Source organism: Janthinobacterium sp. BJB446, from assembly GCF_002735655.1.
In the GTDB taxonomy this organism is placed as follows: Bacteria; Pseudomonadota; Gammaproteobacteria; order Burkholderiales; family Burkholderiaceae_D; genus Janthinobacterium; species Janthinobacterium lividum.
The window spans coordinates 2,676,819-2,697,992 of the sequence record NZ_PDZK01000001.1 but is presented as its reverse complement, the minus strand read 5'-3'; the positions used below and the strand labels follow the sequence as shown (position 1 = coordinate 2,697,992).

At 62.2% G+C, this 21,174-nt stretch carries 22 protein-coding genes; 15 read left to right on the top strand and 7 right to left on the bottom strand.

Features of this window, described 5'->3' with window-relative positions:
• Positions 1 to 4: 4 nt before the first annotated feature.
• The 3 genes from radA to fliD all read left to right on the top strand — a co-directional run bounded on the left by radA (position 5) and on the right by fliD (position 3,448).
• Positions 5 to 1,381, top strand: coding sequence for a DNA repair protein RadA (gene radA, locus CSQ92_RS11920; protein ID WP_046683923.1), 1,377 nt, complete (start codon positions 5 to 7; stop codon positions 1,379 to 1,381).
• A gap of 131 nt (positions 1,382 to 1,512) precedes the next feature.
• Positions 1,513 to 1,833 carry a PilZ domain-containing protein gene (locus CSQ92_RS11915; RefSeq protein WP_071653418.1) on the top strand — a complete coding sequence of 107 codons (321 nt, stop codon included), beginning with the start codon at positions 1,513 to 1,515 and terminating at the stop codon, positions 1,831 to 1,833.
• 229 nt (positions 1,834 to 2,062) lie between these two features.
• On the top strand, positions 2,063 to 3,448 hold the full coding sequence (gene fliD, locus CSQ92_RS11910; protein ID WP_099394214.1) for a flagellar filament capping protein FliD: 1,386 nt from the start codon (positions 2,063 to 2,065) through the stop codon (positions 3,446 to 3,448).
• Here the strand turns inward: fliD and CSQ92_RS11905 are convergent.
• The gene (locus tag CSQ92_RS11905; protein ID WP_180276998.1) at positions 3,445 to 4,245 is read right to left on the bottom strand and encodes an AraC family transcriptional regulator; all 801 of its coding nucleotides are present in this window, start codon (positions 4,243 to 4,245) and stop codon (positions 3,445 to 3,447) included. The two genes, fliD and CSQ92_RS11905, sit on opposite strands and share 4 nt — an antisense overlap.
• Before the next feature lie 100 nt (positions 4,246 to 4,345).
• Between CSQ92_RS11905 and CSQ92_RS11900 the strand changes: the two genes are divergently transcribed.
• The 3 genes from CSQ92_RS11900 to CSQ92_RS11890 all read left to right on the top strand — a co-directional run bounded on the left by CSQ92_RS11900 (position 4,346) and on the right by CSQ92_RS11890 (position 6,902).
• Positions 4,346 to 5,596: an MFS transporter gene (locus CSQ92_RS11900; RefSeq protein ID WP_257219197.1), complete on the top strand. Its 1,251-nt coding sequence runs from the start codon at positions 4,346 to 4,348 to the stop codon at positions 5,594 to 5,596.
• Between the two features lie 32 nt (positions 5,597 to 5,628).
• Entirely contained in the window at positions 5,629 to 6,123 is a 495-nt protein-coding gene (gene rraA / locus CSQ92_RS11895) for a ribonuclease E activity regulator RraA (RefSeq protein WP_034779352.1), read from the top strand.
• Positions 6,124 to 6,260: 137 nt separating this feature from the next.
• Positions 6,261 to 6,902, top strand: coding sequence for a choice-of-anchor C family PEP-CTERM protein (locus tag CSQ92_RS11890; RefSeq protein WP_099394211.1), 642 nt, complete (start codon positions 6,261 to 6,263; stop codon positions 6,900 to 6,902).
• 59 nt (positions 6,903 to 6,961) lie between these two features.
• Here the strand turns inward: CSQ92_RS11890 and CSQ92_RS11885 are convergent, their stop codons facing one another.
• Positions 6,962 to 7,351 carry a MerR family transcriptional regulator gene (locus CSQ92_RS11885; protein WP_099394210.1) on the bottom strand — a complete coding sequence of 130 codons (390 nt, stop codon included), beginning with the start codon at positions 7,349 to 7,351 and terminating at the stop codon, positions 6,962 to 6,964.
• Positions 7,352 to 7,433: 82 nt separating this feature from the next.
• Here CSQ92_RS11885 and CSQ92_RS11880 point away from each other — a divergent pair, with 82 nt between their 5' ends.
• Both CSQ92_RS11880 and CSQ92_RS11875 read left to right on the top strand, forming a co-directional pair.
• The gene (locus tag CSQ92_RS11880; RefSeq protein ID WP_099388335.1) at positions 7,434 to 7,871 is read left to right on the top strand and encodes a hypothetical protein; all 438 of its coding nucleotides are present in this window, start codon (positions 7,434 to 7,436) and stop codon (positions 7,869 to 7,871) included.
• Between the two features lie 101 nt (positions 7,872 to 7,972).
• Positions 7,973 to 9,790 (top strand): DUF4153 domain-containing protein, encoded by a 1,818-nt coding sequence (locus CSQ92_RS11875; RefSeq protein ID WP_099394689.1) that lies wholly within the window; start codon positions 7,973 to 7,975, stop codon positions 9,788 to 9,790.
• Between the two features lie 129 nt (positions 9,791 to 9,919).
• Here the strand turns inward: CSQ92_RS11875 and CSQ92_RS11870 are convergent, their stop codons facing one another.
• Positions 9,920 to 11,173: an MFS transporter gene (locus CSQ92_RS11870; RefSeq protein WP_070282216.1), complete on the bottom strand. Its 1,254-nt coding sequence runs from the start codon at positions 11,171 to 11,173 to the stop codon at positions 9,920 to 9,922.
• 62 nt (positions 11,174 to 11,235) lie between these two features.
• Between CSQ92_RS11870 and CSQ92_RS11865 the strand changes: the two genes are divergently transcribed.
• From CSQ92_RS11865 to CSQ92_RS11845, 5 genes are all read left to right on the top strand, one after another.
• Positions 11,236 to 12,228 (top strand): AraC family transcriptional regulator, encoded by a 993-nt coding sequence (locus tag CSQ92_RS11865; RefSeq protein WP_218964070.1) that lies wholly within the window; start codon positions 11,236 to 11,238, stop codon positions 12,226 to 12,228.
• A 79-nt stretch (positions 12,229 to 12,307) separates the two neighbouring features.
• On the top strand, positions 12,308 to 12,787 hold the full coding sequence (locus CSQ92_RS11860; RefSeq protein ID WP_099394208.1) for a GNAT family N-acetyltransferase: 480 nt from the start codon (positions 12,308 to 12,310) through the stop codon (positions 12,785 to 12,787).
• Between the two features lie 242 nt (positions 12,788 to 13,029).
• Positions 13,030 to 13,614 carry a LysE family translocator gene (locus tag CSQ92_RS11855; protein WP_099394207.1) on the top strand — a complete coding sequence of 195 codons (585 nt, stop codon included), beginning with the start codon at positions 13,030 to 13,032 and terminating at the stop codon, positions 13,612 to 13,614.
• Positions 13,615 to 13,624: 10 nt separating this feature from the next.
• Positions 13,625 to 15,097 (top strand): aminotransferase-like domain-containing protein, encoded by a 1,473-nt coding sequence (locus CSQ92_RS11850; RefSeq protein ID WP_099394206.1) that lies wholly within the window; start codon positions 13,625 to 13,627, stop codon positions 15,095 to 15,097.
• Between the two features lie 133 nt (positions 15,098 to 15,230).
• Positions 15,231 to 15,629, top strand: a complete 399-nt coding sequence (locus tag CSQ92_RS11845; RefSeq protein ID WP_099394205.1) for a VOC family protein — start codon at positions 15,231 to 15,233, stop codon at positions 15,627 to 15,629.
• 27 nt (positions 15,630 to 15,656) lie between these two features.
• Here CSQ92_RS11845 and motA read toward each other — a convergent pair whose 3' ends face one another.
• Together motA and CSQ92_RS11835 are read right to left on the bottom strand one after the other, a co-directional pair.
• Positions 15,657 to 16,520, bottom strand: a complete 864-nt coding sequence (gene motA, locus CSQ92_RS11840) for a flagellar motor stator protein MotA (protein ID WP_034779327.1) — start codon at positions 16,518 to 16,520, stop codon at positions 15,657 to 15,659.
• Between the two features lie 42 nt (positions 16,521 to 16,562).
• Positions 16,563 to 17,483: a LysR family transcriptional regulator gene (locus tag CSQ92_RS11835; protein ID WP_099394204.1), complete on the bottom strand. Its 921-nt coding sequence runs from the start codon at positions 17,481 to 17,483 to the stop codon at positions 16,563 to 16,565.
• Positions 17,484 to 17,581: 98 nt separating this feature from the next.
• Here CSQ92_RS11835 and CSQ92_RS11830 point away from each other — a divergent pair, with 98 nt between their 5' ends.
• The gene (locus CSQ92_RS11830; protein ID WP_099394203.1) at positions 17,582 to 18,751 is read left to right on the top strand and encodes a mandelate racemase/muconate lactonizing enzyme family protein; all 1,170 of its coding nucleotides are present in this window, start codon (positions 17,582 to 17,584) and stop codon (positions 18,749 to 18,751) included.
• A 3-nt stretch (positions 18,752 to 18,754) separates the two neighbouring features.
• Here the strand turns inward: CSQ92_RS11830 and CSQ92_RS11825 are convergent, their stop codons facing one another.
• Together CSQ92_RS11825 and CSQ92_RS11820 are read right to left on the bottom strand one after the other, a co-directional pair.
• A complete protein-coding gene (locus tag CSQ92_RS11825; protein WP_099394202.1) occupies positions 18,755 to 19,117 on the bottom strand; it encodes a glyoxalase superfamily protein in 363 nt (120 codons plus the stop codon).
• 42 nt (positions 19,118 to 19,159) lie between these two features.
• A complete protein-coding gene (locus tag CSQ92_RS11820) occupies positions 19,160 to 19,864 on the bottom strand; it encodes a hypothetical protein (RefSeq protein WP_180276997.1) in 705 nt (234 codons plus the stop codon).
• A gap of 172 nt (positions 19,865 to 20,036) precedes the next feature.
• Here CSQ92_RS11820 and CSQ92_RS11815 point away from each other — a divergent pair, with 172 nt between their 5' ends.
• The gene (locus CSQ92_RS11815; protein ID WP_180276996.1) at positions 20,037 to 21,095 is read left to right on the top strand and encodes an Lnb N-terminal periplasmic domain-containing protein; all 1,059 of its coding nucleotides are present in this window, start codon (positions 20,037 to 20,039) and stop codon (positions 21,093 to 21,095) included.
• Positions 21,096 to 21,174 lie beyond the last annotated feature (79 nt).

Here is a 21,174-nt window from a genome sequence, read left to right as displayed (position 1 = left end):
CACCATGGCAAAAGTCAAGACCATCTACACCTGCAGCGACTGCGGCGCCATCAGCAACAAATGGATGGGGCAATGCACCTCGTGCAACCAGTGGAACACCATGGTGGAAACCCTGCCCGAGACGGGCGGCAACAACCGCTATTCGAATCCGCAGCACATGTCGCTGGCGCAGACGGCGCCCGTGCTGTCGCTCGACGATATCGACGCCATCGACGTGCCCCGCTTCGGCACGGGCATCGAGGAATTCGACCGCGTGCTGGGCGGCGGCATGGTGGCGGGCGGCGTCGTGCTGATCGGCGGCGACCCCGGCATCGGCAAGTCGACCCTCCTGCTGCAGGCGCTGGCCAATATGTCGCACCACAAGCGCGTGCTGTACGTCAGCGGCGAGGAATCGGGCGCGCAGATCGCCCTGCGCGCCAAGCGCCTCGTCATCGACGCCAAGGAACTCAAACTGCAGGCCGAGATTCAACTGGAAAAGATCCTGTCCACCTTGAACGACCTGAAGCCGGAAGTGGTGGTGATCGACTCGATCCAGACCGTGTATTCGGACGCGCTCAGCTCGGCGCCCGGTTCCGTGGCGCAAGTGCGCGAATGCGCGGCCCAGCTCACGCGCGCGGCCAAGCAGACGGGCGTGACCATCATTCTGGTGGGCCACGTGACGAAAGAGGGCGCGCTGGCCGGCCCCCGCGTGCTCGAACACATCGTCGACACGGTGCTGTACTTCGAGGGCGACGCCCATTCCAGCTTCCGCCTGGTGCGCGCCATCAAGAACCGTTTCGGCGCCGTCAATGAACTGGGCGTGTTCGCCATGACGGAAAAGGGCTTGAAGGGTGTGTCAAACCCATCCGCCCTGTTCCTGTCGCAGCATGACAATCAGGTGCCCGGTTCCTGTGTGATGGTGACGCAGGAGGGCACGCGTCCGCTGCTGGTGGAAATCCAGGCCCTCGTCGACACGAGCCACTTGCCCAACGCGCGCCGCCTGTCCGTCGGCCTGGAGCAGAACCGCCTGGCCATGCTGCTGGCCGTGGCGCACCGCCATGCGGGCATCGCCGCGTTCGACCAGGATGTGTTCATCAACGCCGTCGGCGGTGTCAAGATTACGGAACCGGCGGCCGACCTGGCCGTGTTGCTGGCGATTAACTCGTCAATGCGCAACAAGCCCTTGCCGCGGGGACTCGTGGTGTTTGGCGAGGTGGGGCTGGCCGGTGAGATCCGCCCCGCGCCACGGGGCCAGGAGCGCTTGCGCGAAGCGGCCAAGCTTGGCTTTACCCTGGCCGTCGTGCCCAAGTCGAACTTGCCCAAGCAAGTCATCGAAGGCCTCAAGGTCATCGGCGTCGAGCGTATCGATGAAGCATTCAACAAGTTGCGCGACCTGGAGTAAAAGTTGGTATGGTTTAAATGCCAAGCTTGAGACAAGTCAAACAGAATTTCCGTTTAGAACTATAATATTTGTCCGATGGATTCTCCCCATGAATCCGCATCGACAATGAATTGATAGAGAAGCGGAATACAGTGTCAGTTGAGCAAAGGCAGGGCGCACGCAAGATATTGCGTGCCAAGGCAATGTTGGTAATGGATGGCGCGGGCCCCGTGGCGGCGCGCACCCTCGATGTGGGGCCGGGCGGGATGGCGGCCGTCATCGCGGAACCGGTGCCGACAGGCAAGAAGGGCAAGGTGCTGTTCGAATTGTTTTACGATGGCGCAGCGCACATCATCGAGGCGCGCGTGTCCGTCTCGCACTGCATTTTCAGCAGCGCAGGTTTCAAGGTGGGACTCACTTTCCTGCAGTTGGACATGGCCGTCAGCAGCGCCATCTCGAAATTCATGCGCTGAGGCAAGCCGGGAGAGTGCTGCAGGTGAACTGCGCTAAAATGGTGCATATGGGTTTGCAGTCAGGAAAAACCTGTTCTGTTCGCTGTTTTGATATTCCAGTAATACTGCATAATTATCAACCAGAAGAGGGGCCTTGCCGCGTCACGCGCGCCTGCCGTCCGTCTCTCGCGCAGCACGGTCACGATCTGAACCGTGCGACATGACCTTACATCCGACGGGAACGCCTACCATGTTTAATTCGACCATCAACAGCAGGGCCTACACCAACAATACGCAGCAGACGACGCAGGGCAATATCTCGGCCGATGTGTATGCGAAGGTGGAGCGCCAGATGCAGTCGCAAAACACGGGCGTCGTCAAGCTCAACGCCAGCCTGGCGCGCGACCAGGCCAAGTTCTCGGGCCTGGGCCAGCTGCAATCGGCGCTGGCGAAATTCCAGACCGTGGCCAAGAACATGGCCGGCAGCGGCCTGGCCACGTCGGCCACGTCCAGCAGCAAGGATGTGCTGAGCGCCACTACCACCGACAAGGCCGCCAGCGGCAGCCATGAACTGAATGTCAAGCAACTGGCGCAGGGACAGACTTTGCTCAGCGGTGCGCAGAAATCCTCGAGCGCGGCGATCGGCACGGGCGCGCCCGCGCTGGTGAAGATCGAAGTGGGCTCGGCCGACGGCAAGCAATTTACGCCAGGCAGCGGCAAGATCATTTCGCTGACGATTGACAGTAGCAACAATAGTCTCGACGGCATCGCCGCCGCGCTCAAGCAGCAGGGTATCGACGCCAGCGTGGTCAAGGGCCCCGATGGCTACTCGCTGGCCTTGAACGGCAAGAGCGGCGCCGACAGCAGCATGCGCATCAGCGTGGCTGGCGACGCGGCCGTCAGTAATTTGCTCAGCTATGCGCCCGGCGCCGGCAAGGGCATGCAGCAGACGGCCGCCGCGCAGGATGCGCTGCTGACCGTTGACGGCAAGGAAATCAAGAGCGCCACGAATACCCTGACGACGGCCGTCGAGGGCGCCACCATCGAATTGAAGAAAAAAGGCACGACGGACCTCGTCATCGCCAAGGACAGCAGCCAGATCGCCAGCAACGTGGCCAGCTTCGTCACGGCCTACAATGAACTCAACAGCAAGCTGCAGAGCTTGCAGCAGGGCGATTTGAAGTCCGACACGGCCCTGGGCCAGGTGCGTTCGCAGATGGAGCAGGTGCTGCGCACGGCCAGCACGGGCGTGCCATCGTCGGTGCTGGGCAGTGCCGGCGTGACCCTGGGCAAGAGCGGCGAGCTGGTGCTCGACGATAAAAAGCTCAAGGCCGCCATCGCGGCCGATCCGGACGCCGTCAGCAAGATGTTCACCAATAACGGCAAGGGCGTGGCGGACCAGTTCGTCAGCAAGATCGGCGAGCTGACGGGCGAAACGAGCATCATCCGCAAGGAAGTGCAGACGGTCGGCAAGGACATCACGACGCTCACCAACAAGAAAGCCGTGCTGGCCAAGGCGCTGACGGCCCAGGCGCAGGCGCTGGTGAGAGCATATTCGGCCCAGGAACAGATGGGAACGAACTCGGCCTTGCCTGGTTATACCGGCAAGAATTCCCTCTTCGACTTCATGGCCTAAGAGCGTTCACCCTGGGCAAAGAAGGCCGACGGTGAGCTGCCGAAAGTCTTCTTGAACATGGCGGAAAAGGCCGACTGGCTGGCATAGCCCAGTTCTTCGGCCACTTGCGACAGCGGCACGCCGCGCGCGATCAGGGGCGCCGCGTGCGCCAGGCGCACTTGCTGGCGCCACTGGCCAAAACTCATGCCCAATTCCCGTTCGAACAGCCGCGCCAGGGTGCGCTCCGAGGCGCCGACTTGCTGCGCCCAGTGTTCCAGGGTCTGGTGCGAACCCGGTTTCTCGATCAGGCTGTCGCACAGGGTTTTCAGGCGCTTGTCGCTGGGCAAGGGCACGCGGATGGGGCGCGTGGCCGAGCGTTTCAACTCATCAAGGATCAGCTCGGCCAGCAGCGCCTCGCGCGCCGGTTCCTGGCCCGGATCCAGCTGTTCCAGCGCCATGATCAGCTGGCGCAGCAGGTTCGACACTTCCAGCACCTTGCAGTCGCGGCCCGCGAATGGCGCGCGCGCGGCATGGATGCACAGGGGGCGCAAGCGGGTTTTTTCCAGTATCGTGACGGCATGCTCCACGTTGGGCGCGATCCAGATGGCGCGCATGGGCGGCAGCACCCAGCTGCTGTTGTTGGCGGTGATGCGCAGCACGCCTTCGAGCGCCATGGTCACCTGACCCCATGGATGGCTGTGCGGCAAGAGAAATTCATCGGTTTGCAGGTCGCGCGCGACCATCGTCACGGGGATGGTCGCGCTGGGCGCTTCCCGTGGCGGACACATGCGGGTATGGTGGAGGATAGGTACACCCATCAGCTTGGCCTTAATTCGATAAATTATGTCGTTCTGTCGGAAAACAGACGATGGTATTTTGCATACACTTGAGCTTCACCAGTATAAGACAGGGTATGACATGATAACAACTAACTCGGCAATGGACTTGCCACCTCACTCACCGCCAACTCTGCGCAACGATGCGCGCGTCATCGCCCTGGTGGGGCTGGCGCATGGCGTGTCGCACTTCTACCATCTGATCCTCGCGGCCCTGTTCGTCTGGCTGAAACCGGCCTTCGACCTGTCGTATGCGGAGCTGGGCCTGCTGATGACGGTATTCTTCATCATCTCGGGCGTGGGGCAGGCGCTGGCCGGCTTTGTCGTCGACCGTTTTGGCGCCCGCGCCGTGTTGTTTTCTGGCATCTTCTTGCTGGGCGTGTCGGCGCTGGCCCTGTCCACCGCGCACAGCTATGCGGCGCTGATGCTGGGCGCCATGCTGGCCGGTATGGGCAACAGCGTGTTTCATCCAGCCGACTACACGATCCTCAACCAGCGCGTTTCGGCGGCCCGCGTGGCCTACGGCTTTTCCGTGCATGGCATCAGCGGCAACATCGGCTGGGCCCTGGCGCCCCTGTTCATGACGTATGTGGCCACCCAGTATGACTGGCGAGTGGCGCTGCAATGCGCGGCCGTGCTGCCGTTTGGCGTGCTGCTGATCCTGTTCCTGAACCGCCACGCCATCCGCCCCGAGCCCGTGAAAATGGTTGCGCCAGGCCAGGCGGCCGGCGGCGAAGGCACGCTGGACTTTCTGCGTTTGCCAGCCGTGTGGATGTGCTTTGCCTTCTTCTTCATTACGGCCATCGCCCTGGGCGGCATCCAGAGCTTTGCCAGCGTGGCCCTCGTCAAGCTGTATGGCATGAGCCTGGCGCTGGCCACCAGCGCCTACACGGCCTATATGCTGGCCTCGGCCGTGGGCATGCTGGCCGGCGGCGTGGTGGGCGCGCGCAGCAAGCAGCCGGACCGTAACGTCGCCATCGCCTTTTCCGCCGCCGCGCTGCTGGCCGTGCTGCTGGCCATGGCCGTCGTGCCGGCCTGGGGCGCGGTGGTGCTGATGGGCGCCATCGGCTTGATGTCGGGCGTGGCGGGGCCATCGCGCGACCTGATGATACGCGCGGCAGCGCCGAAGAATGCCACCGGGCGCGTGTATGGCGTCGTGTATTCGGGCCTCGACAGCGGCCTGGCCGTCGGTCCCCTGTTCTTTGGCGCGCTGATGGATGGCAACCATCCGGCCCTGCTGTTTGTCTTCATCGGCGTGTTCCAGGCGCTGGCGATTGCCACGGCCGTGGGCGTGGGCGGCAAAACCCGCGCGGCGGCGCTGCAAAAGGCTTAGAATCGTTGCCATCTGCCACTCAAGGAACTCCCATGACCTTTGCCACCACCGACCTGTGCGACGACTATGCAGCCATGCTGGATGATGGCACCCTGGCCGTGCTGCCGCCCGTGTACCGCGCCTTTGGCCAGCGCGTGCGTTTCAGCGGCCCCGCCACCACCTTGCACGTGTTCGAAGACAACGCGCTCGTGCGCAGCACCCTGGAAACGCCGGGCCACGGCCATGTGCTGGTGATCGATGGCGGCGGCAGCCTGCGCCGCGCGCTGGTGGGCGGCCAACTGGGCGTGCTGGCCGAAAGCAACGGCTGGGCTGGCATCGTCGTCGATGGCTGCATCCGCGACAGCGAGGAAATCAATGTCTGCCAGATCGGCGTGCGCGCCCTGGCCACGCATCCGCGCAAGAGCAACAAGACGGGCGCCGGCCAGCGCGACGTGCGCGTGCAGATCAGCGGCGTGGCCGTGCATCCGGGCGACTGGATCTACGCCGATGCGGACGGTATCCTGGTGGCGCGCCAGGAACTTGATTGAGGCATTCCTCTCCGGAAGATGCGTTGCAAATTGTCTACATTAAATATATTTTTGCAAAGTTCTTTGATTTTCATCATGGCTGGGATATGATTTCACTTAAGGTAACTTTAATGTCAATAAAGTAAGGAAATCAGATCATGAAAATCGCCACCATCGCCGCAGTTGTCGCCCTGTTCGTCGCCGGCAGCGCCAGCGCCAGCCCCGTCAACCTGATCGCGAATGGCAATTTTGAAACGGTCGCTTCCGGTTACGCCTTCGATAGCGGCTTTAAAGTCGTCAACAGCGGTTCGTCGGGCATCACGGGCTGGACCGTGGGTGCCAGTTCCGTCGACTTGATCCGCAATGCGTATAACGCCATCGATGGCTACAGCATCGATTTGCTGGGCACGCCAGGTCCGGGTTTCCTGTCGCAAAATTTCAGTGTCGTTGCCGGCCAGACATATAACCTGAGCTTTGACATGGCGCGCAATTCCGGTGGCCCGGCAGGCCAGGGTGTGAGCGTCAATTTCGGCGGCGTGGCCGGGGATTTCTACTCGACGGCTGCCGCCTCGAACACCTTGTACAGCAACACGCTGAGCTTCACGGCCGCTGCCACCGGCCTGGCGACCCTGTCGTTTGCCAGCGCCGCCAAGGCCGGCACGCCGTTCGACAATTACTCGGGCGCCGTGATCGACAATGTTTCCGTGATGGCCGCCGTGCCGGAACCGGAAACCTATGCCATGCTGCTGGCTGGCCTGGGCCTGATGGGTTTCCTGCGCCGCCGCAAGGCCGCCAGGTAATTCCAGCTTTGCGCCACGTCAAAACCGCCTGCGGCCATGCCCAGGCGGTTTTTTGTTTTTCAGGGGGCTGTTGCTGCATCGACATCTCCCCGCAACGGACAGGCGGCCGCCTGTGGCTCCATCCGCCGCGCCAGTTCGCCGCGCAGCTGCGTCAAGCCGGTTATGCGCGCATCGATGTCGGCCAGCTTGCGCGCCAGCGCCGCGCGCAGCAGGTCCGCCATGGCCGGATCGCCTGCACCGGCCAGCAGCGGCATGTCGGCCTCGATTTCTGCCAGGGTAAAACCCAGCTGCTGCGCCGTGCGCAGGTAGCGCAGCCAGTCCGCCGCCTCGGGCGGATAGTCGCGGTAGCCATTCGCGCCGCGCCGCGCGCGCAGCAAGCCCCGCTTTTCATAGAAGCGCAGGGTATCGCGGCTCAAGCCCGTCGCCTGCGCCATCTCGCCGATCTGCATGGAAATATTCCTTCATAAAATGCTTGACCATGGAGTGTACTCCAGCCTTGAGAATGGGCGCTTTCCATACACAGGAGTTCCCATGTTATCTGTTGTTGCTTTCCGCCGCCTGGTGCGCGCCAGCGCCATTTACGATGTCCTCATGACGGCCGCGTTTGTCACGCCGTGGACGTTCCTGCTCATGCGCGAGCACTTGAACGCCCTCAACCTGGCCCTGGGCGGCGCGCCACTGCCAGTGTTCGAACCCTTGCATTTGCTCATCAGCAGCATGATGGGCAGCGTGGTGATGGTCTGGTCGGTGCTGCGCATGCTGGATCCGCAGCCGCGCTTCGGCCGCTACGACGCGGTGGCCCGCTACCTGTTTTCCACCTGGATGGCGTGGGCCTTGCTGGTGACGGGCCAGCCCCTGCTGTGGCTGTTCCTCGTGCCGGAACTGGCCTGGGGCCTCGCGCAAAGCTTGCCATTGCGCCGCAGCGAAGGTGGGCGGGAAGGGCATCCACGCGAATCGCTGTTGAGATGACGATAACGAAATGCAATAATGGCCGTGCTCGCAGTGCAACAATGACTGCAATGAACGACTCTAAGGGAATGAATATGCAGCAGGATGCGGCTGGAAAAAACATGGCGTTGCTCGATCCGGTGGTGGCGCCGCGCATCGCGGTGACGCGCCTGGTGACGGGCCTGCTGCAAGGCTTGCTGCTGTACTGGCTGTACAGCACTGCCCAGGACAAGGTGTGGCCCGCCACGGAAGCCTATCTGCTGGGTCCGTTGATGCTGATCAGCTTGCTGCTACCGATCCTGCTGGTATCCAGCCTGGGCCATATGTCGGCGAAGCGCATCGTGCTGTGGATGGCGGGCGCCGCCGTCGTGCTGGCCGTGCTGGCCTGGCATGACGTGGCGCGCGGCGCCGAGCACGTAATCTGGGGCAACTACAAGCCGGGCGCGCCCCTGCGCGTCATTTCCGCCCAGCTGTTCGGTTTTTGCGTGGTGGGCTTCTATATCGCCCACGCGCTGGTGCTGGCCAGCGCCCAGGATGGCCAGCGCATCGCCCGCTATCCCACCTACTTTGAAATCGCCTGGAAGCTCGGCATCCAGCTGCTGTTTTCCCTGCTGTTCGTGCTGGGCCTGTGGCTGGTGCTGTGGCTGGGCGGGCAGCTGTTCCTGCTCATCAAGCTGAGTTTCCTGAAAAAACTGCTGGGCCAGGCCTGGTTCGTGATTCCCGTCATCTGCTTCGCGTTTTCGTTTGCCATCCACATCACGGACGTGCGCCCATCCATCGTGCGCGGCATCCGTACCTTGCTGCTGGTGCTGCTGTCGTGGCTGATGCCGATCGCCGCCGTGCTGGTCTCCGGCTTCCTGCTGACCTTGCCATTCATCGGCTTCGAGCGCCTGTGGGCCACGCGCCATGCGGCTTCCGTACTGCTGGGCATGGCCGGCGTGCTGGTGGTGCTGATCAATGCCGCCTTCCAGAATGGCGAAGTGGGCCATGGCGTGGCACGCGGCATCCGCCTGGGCACGCGCCTGGCTTGCCTGCTGCTGCCGTGGGTGGTGGGCATCGCCATCTATGCGCTGACCCTGCGCGTGATGTCGCACGGCTGGACGTCCGACCGCCTGATCGCCGCCGCCTGCCTGCTGGTCGCCACCTGCTACGCCGCCGGCTATGCCTGGGCGGCCAGCAAGTATGGCGACTGGCTGCACCTGATCGCCAACGTCAACGTGGCCACCGCCGGCGTCACCCTGCTGGTGCTGTTTGCCCTGTTCTCGCCGCTGGCGGACCCGGCGCGCATTTCCGTGGCCAGCCAGATGGCGCGCCTGAACAGCGGCAAGGTTGGCGTGGACAAGTTCGATTTCGAATACCTGCGCTTCCAGGGCGCCCGCTATGGCCAGGCGGCCTTGCAGGAATTGAGCAAACGCACGACGGGGCCTGACGCGGCCATCGTGCGGGCCCGCGCCGACGCCATGCTCAAGCGCCAGAACCGCCTCGACGAAACGGGCGCGCTGAGCGACGTGTCGATCAACCTGACCCTGCGCCCGGCCACGGCGAAGTTGCCGGAGAGTTTCCTGCGCCAGGATTGGACGCAAGTGAGCCCGGCCTGGCGCCTGCCCGCCTGCTTGAAGCGGGCAGGGCCGCAGTGCGACGCGTATCTGCTCGATTTCGATGGCGATGGCAAGCAGGACGTACTGCTGATCAGCAATGACCCGCGCGCCTCGTCGGTGTTGCTCGCGGAAAAGGAAGACGGCAGCTGGTCGGCGCGCGGGCAAATCCCCACGGATGCCCTGCGCTGCAAGCCCCTGCGCGAGAAGCTGCAGGCGGGCGAATTCCAGCTGGTGCCGCCGAAAGTGCGCGAACTGGAAGTCGACGGCCAGCGCGTGCCGATGACTTTATATACGCCAGAGGACGAGGTCAGCTGCCCCGATGAGACGGCGCCGGCTCCGTAAATGGCAGTGAGAGGACTTGGCGCACGGGACCAAGCCTCTTGCTGGTTCCGAAGGCAGCAACTTCGTGCACTGAATCTGCAGACTGCCCGGTATCGGCTGCGGATTCAATCGCTCAACGCAACACACTGTTCAAATCGTTGAGCCGGTGTCTGGTAGTGTCGCGTCTTCCTGTGGCAGTTCGACTTGAACTCTGAAAGCGATGACGAGAGAAGCGAACAGCATCACAACGCCAGCAATAATGAAAACGCCTGTGACGCCACCAAACCCGAACATCATGCCACCCAATGCCGCGCCGGCAGCTATTGAAGATTGCACCGCAGCGACGACCATGCCTCCAGCCGTCTCCGCTTGATCTGGAACGGCACGAGCTACCCAGTTGGACCAGGCGACAGGTACGCCGCCGAACGCCAAGCCCCAGAGGGCCACCAAAAGCATCAGGCCGGTTCCCTGGACTGGCAGTAAAATCATGCCGAATGCCGCCAAGCCCACCAGCGCAGGCATGCTCACTAAAGTAGCATGCAGGCTACGCTCCATTAGCCAGCCGGCCAGCAGCGTGCCAATGAAGTTGGCGACACCAAAACCCAGGAGCATCAGAGACAAACTGTTTACATCAATATGGGCAACGCTTTCAAGCGCGGGGCGAATATAGGTGAACAATGCGTATTGCCCCGTATGGGCAAGTACACAGCCCAGCATCCCGATCCCGATCCCCGGGCGACGCAGCAGTGCCAGTACAGACGGGGTACGCATCATCGTGCGCGGTGCCATACGGGGCAGTGTGAACAATTGAAACAACAGTGTTAGCCCTCCGACAGCTGCGGCTGCTATAAATGCACTGCGCCAGCCATATATCCCCCCCAAGTAGCTGCCCAACGGTACGGAAACAACCGTCCCGATGGCGATACCGCTGAAGATTATGGATAGCGCTCGCGGCACTGACTTTGCTGGCACCAGTCGCATAGCCACGGCTGCGGCCATACTCCAAAAGCCTCCCAAGGCGACACCCAGCAGAATGCGCATCACCAACAAAACTGTCAGGCTTGACGATAACGCCACCAGCAAGTTCGAAGCGATCATCAGCACTGTGAAAGCTAACAAGACGACACGTCGGTCAAAACTGCGCGTCAGGCGCGGCACTGAAAGCCCGGCGACCATGGCCACGACGGCCGTCACCGTCACTGCCTGACCAGCCAGCGCCTCCGACACACCAAGATCGAAGGCCATCGGGGTCAATAGGCTGGCTGGCAGGTACTCCGCCGTCAGGAGGCCGAAAACGCCCATTGCCAGTGAAAACACTGCCATCCATGCTGCTGCCGCTGGCTCTGCAACAGACGCATCGCTCGCGTTGGGCGTTTGCCCGTTACCCAAAACATCATTGTTCATCTCTAACATTCCTAAAACGATCAGAGTCGAAAGTCTAGAGCGAAAGCCCAGGATGATCTATGATGACAAGTCTTGATGTTTTGATCGAAACTCCTGAAATGCCCAAGAAGAATCAAGTTTTCCTGTCCTCAAGTCTCGTCAGTGAACTGTTGATGGGGATGCGCCTGCGTGGCGTCCAGTACCGCCGCATTCAGACCGGTCCAGCTTTCGGCATAGGCTTTGAAGACAAGCCAGGCCACGCCTACTTCCACTTCGTGGCTGTTGGCACTGCCTACCTATGTACGGATGATGGCGAGTTGCATGAGCTGTCCGCCGGTAGCGCGGTGTTCATGCCGCACGGCAGGAGGCACCAGCTGCTATCGGATGCGGGCGTTGCATTTCAGGACATCGACAAGTTCGATGTCGCGCCCCTTGGTGATGCCGTTAGCGGAGTCGACACATGTCCCAGTACGGCCTCCGTGCCCAGTGCAATTATTTTTTACGGCTGCATGGAATTCGATCTCGGCGGGATGCAGGGGCTCGGTAAGTTGATGCCAACCGTCATGGTGGCCGACACGCAAGCGCAAGGTTATCCCGGCTTGCTGCCGGTGCTGGATTCAATGAAGCGTGAAATCTGCGCCGGTCGTATTGGCTTTGCAGGCATTCTGGCTCGACTGGCAGAGGTTGCGGCATCAATGATCGTGCGCGGCTGGATTGAATGCGGTTGTGAAAGCGCCTCCGGTCTCCTCGCCGCATTGCGTGATCCGCGCCTCGCTCTTGCCATATTGGCGCTGCACCGCCAGCCAGGACGGGAATGGACAGTTGCACAGTTGGCTGCGGAGTCTCATGTCTCTCGCTCTGTCTTCGCACGACGCTTTCAAACCACCATCGGGGTGCCACCCCTGCGGTATGCCACGGAACTGCGGATGCGTCTTGCTAAACAATTGCTCACTCACGAAAGAGTGTCCATCGACGCCGTTGCCCAACGCCTTGGCTATACATCTCAAGCCGCGTTCAGTCGTGCTTTTAAGCGCGTCATCGGCAGGCCGCCGGGTCGCGATCGGGACGTGCGGTGAGGAGAATAGCTTTCGGGGAGCAAATATTGATTAGTCGCGCCACTTTTCAAACCTCGCCACTAGAAGGTTTATTTTTGATATGTTATTGAAAAGACCGTTTGTAACGTTTACACCGACGCAGGAAGACGACGCGGATGAACTTGTCGCACTGCGCATTGAGGCGATGCGCGATAGCCTGATGCAGGTGGGGAGATTCGATCCGGTTCGAGCGAGAGAGAGGTTTCTGTCAGGCTTCTTGCCGGAGCACACACGCCATATTGAAACAGAAGGCAAACGGGTCGGCTTTGTTGTTCTCAAACAGCAACCAAAGGCCATGCTGCTCGACCACCTCTATATTCATCCAGACAACCAGGGCAATGGTATCGGGGCCGTTGTTCTCGCTCGTATTATCGAAGAGGCAAACGCTCTTGGTTTGCCGGTTCGAGTGGGAGCCCTGCGCGGTAGCGACTCAAACCGTTTCTATGTGCGTCACGGATTTACATTGATCGAGGAAGGAGACTTTGACAATTATTACATTCGTCCATGCGAAATGGACACCAGGCGCCCGGATCAAATGTAGAGCGCCATTTATAATAAAGATGAGCCTCCGTTTTGTGGCGGAAACTGCCAATGAGCCCAATTGACAATCCTCCAGTTGCGTTGCGCGCCTGCGGTGGAGTTTGTCCGGGCAGGGCCGCCTGTATCGCCGCTGTAGCAGTCGTCCGACTGATACAGCATGTGCTTGTACGCGTCGCCTTGTGCCTTGTCCCTGCCGTGCCGCGCTTCTAGACTGGGGCCTTCTCCACGCTGCGACTGCCTGCCATGACCGAACTCCTGCCCCTGATGAGCTATTGCTTTGTGATGTCCGCCACGCCGGGGCCGAACAACGTCATGCTGGCCACCACCGGCGCCAATTTCGGCTATCGCGGTGCGCTGCCGGTGATCCTCGGCATCCAGGCCGGCATCTTCGTGCAGACCGTGCTCATGTGCGTGGGGCTGGGCAGCGTGTTTGTCGCGTATCCGATGGCGCAGCAGGTGCTGCGGATCGCGGGCGCGCTGTACCTGATATTCCTGGCCTGGAAGCTGGCTGGCGCCTCGGTGGCCGGAAGCAGCGCGCCGAAGGCCGTGTCGTTTGCGCAGGCGGCCCTGTTTCAGGCGCTGAATCCCAAGAGCTGGCTCAAGGCGGTTACCATGGCGTCGGTCTTCATGCCTGCGCAGGGCAATATGCTGGCCAGCGCGCTGCTGGTGTCCGTGACCGGCACCGTGGTGGGCACGCCGTGCAACGCCATGTGGGCGCTGTTCGGCGTCTCGATCCGCAGCGTGCTGAAAGCGCCCCGCAACCAGCGCCTATTCAATCTGGCGATGGGGGCCGTCCTGCTGCTCCTCGCCCTGATGTTTTTACGCTAGACTGCCACCCATGTTCGCCATCGACCGCTCCTCCCCCATCGCCCTGTTCAAGCAGATCGAGGCCGCATTGCGCCTGCAGATCGCGCAACGCGTCCTGCCTGGCGGGACCAGGCTGCCGTCGATCCGCCAGCTTGCCACGCAGCTCGCGGTCAGCACCAACACCGTGGTGGTGGCGTATGACAGGCTGGTGGCCGCAGGCGTCATCGATACGCACGGCACGACAGGCTTCTTCGTCTGCGCACCAAGCGATGCCAGCCGCGCCATTCCCGACGAGGTGGCGCTGGAAGCGGGCCAGGAGCAGGAGCCGGTTTGGCTGAGCCAGCAAGTGAACGACCAGCGGCCGGGCGTGCTGCTGGCCAGCAGCGGCGCCTTGCCGCCCACCTGGCTGCAGGACGCGCTGCCGGCGGCTGCCGTGCAACGCGGTCTGGCGCGCAGCACGGCCGGCATGGCCTCGCGCTGTCCGCCGCAAGGGCTGGCCGAACTGCGCGAGCAGATCGCGCTGCTGTTGCGCGGCATCGGCATCGCTGCGGATGCCAGCCACATCCTCACCACTTTCGGCGGCACCCATGCAATCGACCTGATCTGCCGCACGTTTCTGCAGCCCGGCGATACGGTGCTGGTGGAAGACCCCGGATACTTCCTGATGTTCGGCAGGCTGCGCCAGGACGGCGTGCGCCTGGTACCCATCAAGCGCCGTCCCGATGGCCTCGACCTGGACGAACTGGAAGCGGCCTGCCGCGCGCACCGTCCGCGCCTGCTGTTCGTGCAGACGGCTTTGCACAATCCCACCGGGTGGAGCAGCAGCGCCGCCAACCTGCACAAGGTGCTGATCATGGCGCAGCAGCATGGCTTCCTGATCGCCGAAGACGACGTGCACGGCCATTTCCAGCAGGGCCACAGCACGCGGCTGGCATCGTTGTCCGGACTGGACGGCGTGATCTATTACTCGAGCCTGTGCAAGGCGCTGAGCCCGGCCCTGCGCATGGGCTACCTGGCCGCGGCGCCCGCTTTGCTCAAGCTGCTGATGCGCACCAAGATCCACGCCATCATGACGCTGCCTGCGCTGAACGAATACGTTTTGCTGGAAGTGCTCAAGGCCGGCAACCTGCGCAAGCACCTGGAGCGGCTGCAACGCAAGATCATGGTGGCGCGCAACGCCAGCACGCGGCAACTGAGCGCGGCCGGCGTGCTGTTCGAGCAGCCCGGCGACGCCGGCATTTTCCTGTGGGGCAGCATGCCCGAAGGGCTGGACGTGGACTTGCTGGTGCAGGACGCCTACCGCAACAAGATCCTGCTGATGCGCGGCGCCGCGTTCTCGGCCAACGACACGCCCGACCAGCACATCCGCTTCAACGTCGCCTTCAGCCAGCATCCCCGCGTGAGCGCCTACCTGGAAGAACGCCTGCGCGCGGTGGCTGGCGCGTGCTCAAGCCTGGCCCGCGCCAGCCGCGCCGCCAGCATCGGCGGCAAGTCCAGCGCATAGGCTGCGCCTTTCTGTATTATTTATTGATATTCTAGAGGGGCTCTTTTTTCGCCAGCGTGTCAATTTGGTGTGCCGCCACCCTTCACCGGGACGGCGCACCGCTTGCCCATTCCACTTTTATCAGGGAAGCGCCATGAACAAACAGATCATCCTGAACCTGCCCGTGAAGGACCTGGAGAAATCCAAGGCCTTCTTTTCCGCCCTGGGCTTTGCCTTCGATCCCCGCTTCAGCGGCGAGAACGCGGCGTTCATGAATATCGTCGACGGCAGCATCCAGGCCATGCTGACGACCGAAGCCTTTTTCCAGTCACTGATCGGCAAGCCGGTGGCGAAGGCAAAAGAGGCCAATGAAGTGGTCATTTGCCTCAGTTGCGAAAGCCGGGAAGAGGTGGACAGCCTGATCGCCAAGGCCAAGGCCGCAGGTGGCCGCATACCGCATCCGCCCGAGGACCATGGCTTCATGTATGACCAGGGCTTCGAGGATATCGATGGCCACCTGTGGAACCTGGTCTGGACGGCGCCGGAAACCTGAGGCGCCGGGCAAGTGAGCCCGGCGGGATCAGTTCTTCGTGCGCACCTGGCGCACGTGGTTTTCCAGTTCGCTGAACGAGGGGCGTTCCGTGGCGGAAATGACCTTGCGGCCGAATTCCACGGCCAGCGCCGGGGCATAGCCGTTCAGGCTGGCCAATAAGGTGACTTTCACGCACTGGTACATCTTTGCCGTTTCATGGTGCTTGCGGCGCAGCAAGCTGGCCAGCGGCGCGATGAAGCCGTAGGCCAGCAAGATGCCGATAAAGGTACCCACCAGCGCCTGCGCGATCAGCACGCCCAGCTCGGCCGGCGGCAAGCCGACGGACGCCATTGTGTGCACCACGCCCATCACGGCGGCGACGATGCCGAAGGCGGGCATGGCGTCGGCCAGCTGCGAAATCGTCTGGATCGGCATTTCCGCATCTTCATGGTGCGTTTCGATCTCGTTATCCATCAGGTTTTCGATCTGGTAAGCATCCATATTGCCCGACACCATCAGACGCAGGTAGTCGGTGATGAATTCCAGGATGTGCTCGTCACCGAGTGTGTACGGGTATTTCACGAAGATGGGGCTGCGGTAAGGGTCGTCGATATCGTCTTCGACCGACATCAAGCCTTCCTTGCGGATCTTGCTGAGGATTTCATACATCAACCCCATCAGTTCCATATAGCGCGCCTTCGTGTATTGCGAACCGTGGAACAGGGTGGGCAGGGCGGCGAACGTGGCGCGGATGGCCTTGGCGTCGTTGCCGACAAAGAAGGTGCCCAGCGCGGCGCCGCCGATCATCAGCAGTTCCAGCGGCTGGAACAGGGCGCCCAGGTGGCCCCCCTGCATGGCGAAGCCGCCAAAGACGGAAAACAGCACGACGAGAAATCCGAGTATGACTAGCAAAACCTACTCCTTCATAATATTGCCATATCGCAATATTGTAGTTTAACCTGATTTGGCCGCCGTGGCCGCTTCCGGCTGCAACTGCTGGATGAGAAAATTGATAAAAGCGCGCACTTTGGCGGGCAACTGGTGGCGGCTCGGATAATAGGCGTACAGGTCGGCCGGCGCCAGCGCGTAGTCGGCCAGCACCACGCGCAGGCGGCCGCTGTCGAGGTAGCGGGCCAGGTCCCATTCCGAGCGCAGCAGGATGCCGTGCCCGTCCAGCGCCCAGCCCAGCACCACGTCGCCATCATTGCTGGCCACCGTGCCGCGCACTTTCACCGTGTGCGTGGCGCGGCCTTTACTCAGGCGCCAGATGCCGTAGGCGTCGTCGTTTTGCCGGTGCACGATGCAGCGGTGCTGCGCCAGCTCGTCCGGGGTGCGCGGCGTGCCATGCGCCTGCAGGTAGGCGGGCGAGGCGCACAGGAAGCGCCGGTTCGACATGATCTTGCGCGCCGACAAACGCGTGTCGGGCAAGTCGCCGAAGCGGATGCCCAGGTCGTACGCCTGCTCGACCAGGTTGATGGGGCTGTCCGTCAGTTGCAGCTGCACTTCCAGCTGCGGGTGGCGCAGGGCGAATTGCGACAGCAGGGGGGCGATCACCGTGCGCCCGAAGCCCAGGGTGGCATTCACGCGCAGCAAGCCTTTCGGCTCCGCGCTGCCGCTGGCCAAGGACTCTTCCATGGCGCGGATATCGTCGAGGATTTGCCGCGCCTGCTGCAGATAGCTTTCGCCGTCGCCCGTCAGGCTGATGCGCCGCGTGCTGCGGTTCAGCAAACGCACGCCCAGGCGCTGCTCCATCAGCACCAATCGCTTGCTGACGGCGGGCGGCGTGATGCCCAGCTCGCGCGCCGTGGCCGACAGGCTGCCCAGCTTGGCCAGCAGCACAAAGAAGGCCATTTCCGTCGTGGCGTCGCTTTTCATTATTAACTTCAAGTGAAGAATGGTTTAAATTACTATCGATTATACGGTTTCATATCGCGGTTAAGCTGGCGTCATTGTTTTCACTACAGGAGACCCGCATGAAAATCGTTGAAATCCGCGAAAAGACCATCCCCATCTCTTCCCCCATCCGCAACGCCTACATCGATTTCAGCAAGATGACGTTAAGCCTGGTGGCCGTCGTCACGGATGTGATGCGTGACGGCAAGCCTGTCGTCGGCTACGGCTTCAATTCGAATGGCCGCTACGGCCAGGGCATGCTGATGCGCGAGCGCTTCATCCCGCGCATCCTCGACGCCGATCCCGCTTCGCTCGTCACGGCGGATGGCAGCAATTTCGACGCGCACAAGGTGTGGGACTGCATGTACACGAATGAAAAGCCGGGCGGCCACGGCGAACGTTCGGTGGCCATCGGTACCATCGACATGGCCATCTGGGACGCTGTGGCGAAGATCGACAACAAGCCGCTGTTCCAGCTGCTGGCCGAGCGCCACGGCACGGGGGCGCCGGACAAAAAAGTCTTCGTGTATGCGGCCGGCGGCTATTACTATCCGGGCCAGAGCCTGTCTGCCTTGCAGGATGAGATGCGCAGCTATATCGACCGTGGCTACACGGTGGTCAAGAAAAAGATCGGCGGCGCCTCGCTGGACGAGGATCTGCGCCGCATCGACGCCATCATGGAGGTGCTGCAGGATGGGCAAAAGCTGTGCGTGGATGCCAACGGCCGTTTCGACCTCGACACCTCGATCGCCTACGCCAAGGCGCTGCGCCAGTACGACCTGTTCTGGTATGAAGAGGCGGGCGACCCGCTCGACTTCGAGCTGCAATCGACCTTGCGCAGCTATTACGACAAGCCGATGGCGACGGGCGAAAACCTGTTTTCCATGCAGGATGCGCGCAATCTGATCCGCTACGGCGGCATGCGCGCCGACCGCGACTGGCTGCAGTTCGATTGCGCCCTCAGCTACGGCCTGGTGGAATATTTACGCACGCTGGATATGCTGCACCAGCATGGCTGGTCGCGCAGCCGCTGCATTCCGCACGGCGGCCACCAGATGTCCTTGAATATCGCGGCCGGCCTGGGCCTGGGCGGCAATGAATCGTATCCCGATCTGTTCCAGCCGTTCGGCGGTTTTCCCGATGGCGTGCGCGTGGAAAACGGCCATATCACCATGCCGGACCTGGTCGGCATCGGCTTCGAGGGCAAGGCCAACCTGTATGCGGAAATGCGCGCCCTGAGCGGACAGTGAGCCTTATGGCGTTCTTTGCCAGAAGCGCAGCCGGTTGCCGAACGGGTCCGCCACTTCCAGGATGCGGCCCCAGTCCTCGTCGCGGATGCCGGGCCGGGCATACGGGTAATCCTTCGCCTGCAGCTCCGCGTGCAGGGCGGCGATGTCGTCGACGGGGATCAAGAGCGCAGCACCTGGCGTGGCGTCGCCGTAGTGCTCGGACAGATGCAGCACGAGATCACCGCGCGTCACCTGCAGGTACAGCGGCGCCGTGGGCGCGAAGCGGTGTTCCCAGTCCAGGGTAAAACCGAGAAAACCGAGGTAGAACTCGCGCGTTTTTTCTTCGGAAAAGCTGCGCAGGATGGGGATGGCGGGGGACAGCTGCATGGCGGCCCTTTCAACAAAAGTGGCAAGATCCCTATTCTAGCGTCAGGCCAGCGCCTGCCGTTTCATGCGCGCGGCGGGGCTGGCCTTCTCCCAGCGGAACAGCCACATGATGATCAATTTGGTCGTGGCGCTGACGCAGGCCAGCAGCAGCAAGGGCCAGCCTGTCGCCAGCCCCATGGCGCAGGCAAAGAAGATGGTGCTGACATCCATCGCCAGGATGAACTGGCTCATTTTCAGGGACACGGCACCCGTCTTGCCCGAGCGCCAGATCAAGCGGATCTGGTGCGCGTAGCCCTGCGCCAGCAGCACGGTGACGGCAACGATCAGGCTTTGCGACATCACGCGCTTTTCATCCGTGAAGGTGGGGCCGAACTTCAATCCCGCCACGCCCGCACCCAGCAGCAGCGCGCACGCCAGCAGCGCGTTGCGCGATGCCCGGCTGCGGCGGTCGCGGTTGATTTCATACAGGATGCCCAGCGCGATCAGCGAGGCGATCAGGCGCGGCCAGACGATGTAGTGGTTGAAGGGCGTGATCGAATAGCCGTACACGAAGAAGGCGCAGTAGGCGAGGAAGCTGACGGTGAACTGGTTGAGCGACAGGATGTCCGTCGCCTGGCCTGCGCCCAGGCTGGCGTCGTGCTTGCGCCGCCAGATTTTTTGCAGCTGCGACCATAAACCAAGCAGGCTGACGACGATGAAGAGGGAGTTGAGGCTGCCGGCGAGGGCGTACAGTGAACTGGATTGCAAGGTGTCTCCCTGGAGGACAAGGCAGCCCTGCGAGATGGGACGCCTTGTCTATACATTTTGCAACATATTCTCACGAGGTAAATTGCCATGCAAGCAATATTTCATGTCTGGCAGACTTTGCCAATACTTGCCCGAACTCACCTCTCGCCGTACTTGCCCCTATAATCATGGCATGACTTTCTTATCACTGCGTGCCCGCTCCGTGCTGGGCAGTATCGGCAAAATGGCCGTTTCCCTGATTCTCCTGCTGACCGCACTGTGGGGCGCACTGGCGCTGTGGTACCAGCTGTCCGGCGGCACGGCGGCGCAAGCCATCGGCGCGCTGCTGTGGGGCGCGCTGGGCGTGGCCAGCATCGCGCTGTGGTGGACGCGCGGCGATGCGCGCGTGCTGCTGCCGTATGCGGCCGGTTTTATCCTGCTGCTCCTGTGGTGGAGCCTGATCACGCCGAAACAGCAGCGCGTGTGGGCCGACGACGTGGCGCGCAATGTGACGGGCACGCTGAAGGGCAATCTCGTGACCCTGGACAATGTGCGCAATTTCGACTGGCGCAGCGATGACGACTACACGGTCAAGTGGGAGCAGCGCAGCTACGACCTCGACGAACTGCGCACGGTGGACACGGCGCTGTCGTACTGGACGGGGCCCTATATCGCGCATACCCTGATCTCGTTCGGCTTTGCCGACGGGCGCTTTTTGACGTTTTCCATCGAGATCCGCAAGGAGAAGGGCGAGAGCTTTTCCGCCATCGGCGGCTTCTTCAAGCATTTCGAGATGAGCCTGATCGCCGCCGACGAGCGCGACATCCTGCGCGTGCGCACGAATGCGCGGGGCGAGGACATGCATCTGTACCGCGTGATGATGCCGAAAGCGGCCATGCGCTCGCTGTTCCTCGCCTACCTGGACGAGGCGCAGGCGCTGAAGAACAAGCCGCAGTTCTACAACACCCTGACGGCCAACTGCACCACCATCGTCTTCGAGATGGTGCGCCGCATCGTGCCGGGCCTGCCGCTCGACTACCGGTTGATGGCTTCGGGCTACCTGGACCGCTACCTGTTCGACGTCAAGGGCCTGGTGCCCGGCTTGACCTTCCAGCAGTTGCGTACAGGGGGCCACATCACGGCGCGCGCGCGTGCCGCCAACGACGATGCGGATTTTTCGCACGCGATCCGGCGCGGCATGCCGGGCTATGACGAAGCGGGCTTCCCGAAGCTGCAAATGCCCAGGCAGTAAGCGCCTGCTTTATACTGTCGCTATTCCGACCGGCCGCACATTGCGGCCGGTCTCACTTCATGACTAAATAATAAGAAGG

Bases quoted from the DNA above. Each gene is read 5' to 3' on its own strand.
- radA (WP_046683923.1), top strand. From the start codon at position 5: ATGGCAAAAGTCAAGACCATCTACACCTGCAGCGACTGCGGCGCCATC.
- fliD (WP_099394214.1), top strand. From the start codon at position 2,063: ATGTTTAATTCGACCATCAACAGCAGGGCCTACACCAACAATACGCAG.
- CSQ92_RS11905 (WP_180276998.1), bottom strand. From the start codon at position 4,245: ATGGGTGTACCTATCCTCCACCATACCCGCATGTGTCCGCCACGGGAA.
- CSQ92_RS11900 (WP_257219197.1), top strand. From the start codon at position 4,346: ATGATAACAACTAACTCGGCAATGGACTTGCCACCTCACTCACCGCCA.
- rraA (WP_034779352.1), top strand. From the start codon at position 5,629: ATGACCTTTGCCACCACCGACCTGTGCGACGACTATGCAGCCATGCTG.
- CSQ92_RS11890 (WP_099394211.1), top strand. From the start codon at position 6,261: ATGAAAATCGCCACCATCGCCGCAGTTGTCGCCCTGTTCGTCGCCGGC.
- CSQ92_RS11885 (WP_099394210.1), bottom strand. From the start codon at position 7,351: ATGCAGATCGGCGAGATGGCGCAGGCGACGGGCTTGAGCCGCGATACC.
- CSQ92_RS11880 (WP_099388335.1), top strand. From the start codon at position 7,434: ATGTTATCTGTTGTTGCTTTCCGCCGCCTGGTGCGCGCCAGCGCCATT.
- CSQ92_RS11875 (WP_099394689.1), top strand. From the start codon at position 7,973: ATGGCGTTGCTCGATCCGGTGGTGGCGCCGCGCATCGCGGTGACGCGC.
- CSQ92_RS11870 (WP_070282216.1), bottom strand. From the start codon at position 11,173: ATGAACAATGATGTTTTGGGTAACGGGCAAACGCCCAACGCGAGCGAT.
- CSQ92_RS11865 (WP_218964070.1), top strand. From the start codon at position 11,236: ATGACAAGTCTTGATGTTTTGATCGAAACTCCTGAAATGCCCAAGAAG.
- CSQ92_RS11860 (WP_099394208.1), top strand. From the start codon at position 12,308: ATGTTATTGAAAAGACCGTTTGTAACGTTTACACCGACGCAGGAAGAC.
- CSQ92_RS11855 (WP_099394207.1), top strand. From the start codon at position 13,030: ATGACCGAACTCCTGCCCCTGATGAGCTATTGCTTTGTGATGTCCGCC.
- CSQ92_RS11850 (WP_099394206.1), top strand. From the start codon at position 13,625: ATGTTCGCCATCGACCGCTCCTCCCCCATCGCCCTGTTCAAGCAGATC.
- CSQ92_RS11845 (WP_099394205.1), top strand. From the start codon at position 15,231: ATGAACAAACAGATCATCCTGAACCTGCCCGTGAAGGACCTGGAGAAA.
- CSQ92_RS11835 (WP_099394204.1), bottom strand. From the start codon at position 17,483: ATGAAAAGCGACGCCACGACGGAAATGGCCTTCTTTGTGCTGCTGGCC.
- CSQ92_RS11830 (WP_099394203.1), top strand. From the start codon at position 17,582: ATGAAAATCGTTGAAATCCGCGAAAAGACCATCCCCATCTCTTCCCCC.
- CSQ92_RS11825 (WP_099394202.1), bottom strand. From the start codon at position 19,117: ATGCAGCTGTCCCCCGCCATCCCCATCCTGCGCAGCTTTTCCGAAGAA.
- CSQ92_RS11815 (WP_180276996.1), top strand. From the start codon at position 20,037: ATGACTTTCTTATCACTGCGTGCCCGCTCCGTGCTGGGCAGTATCGGC.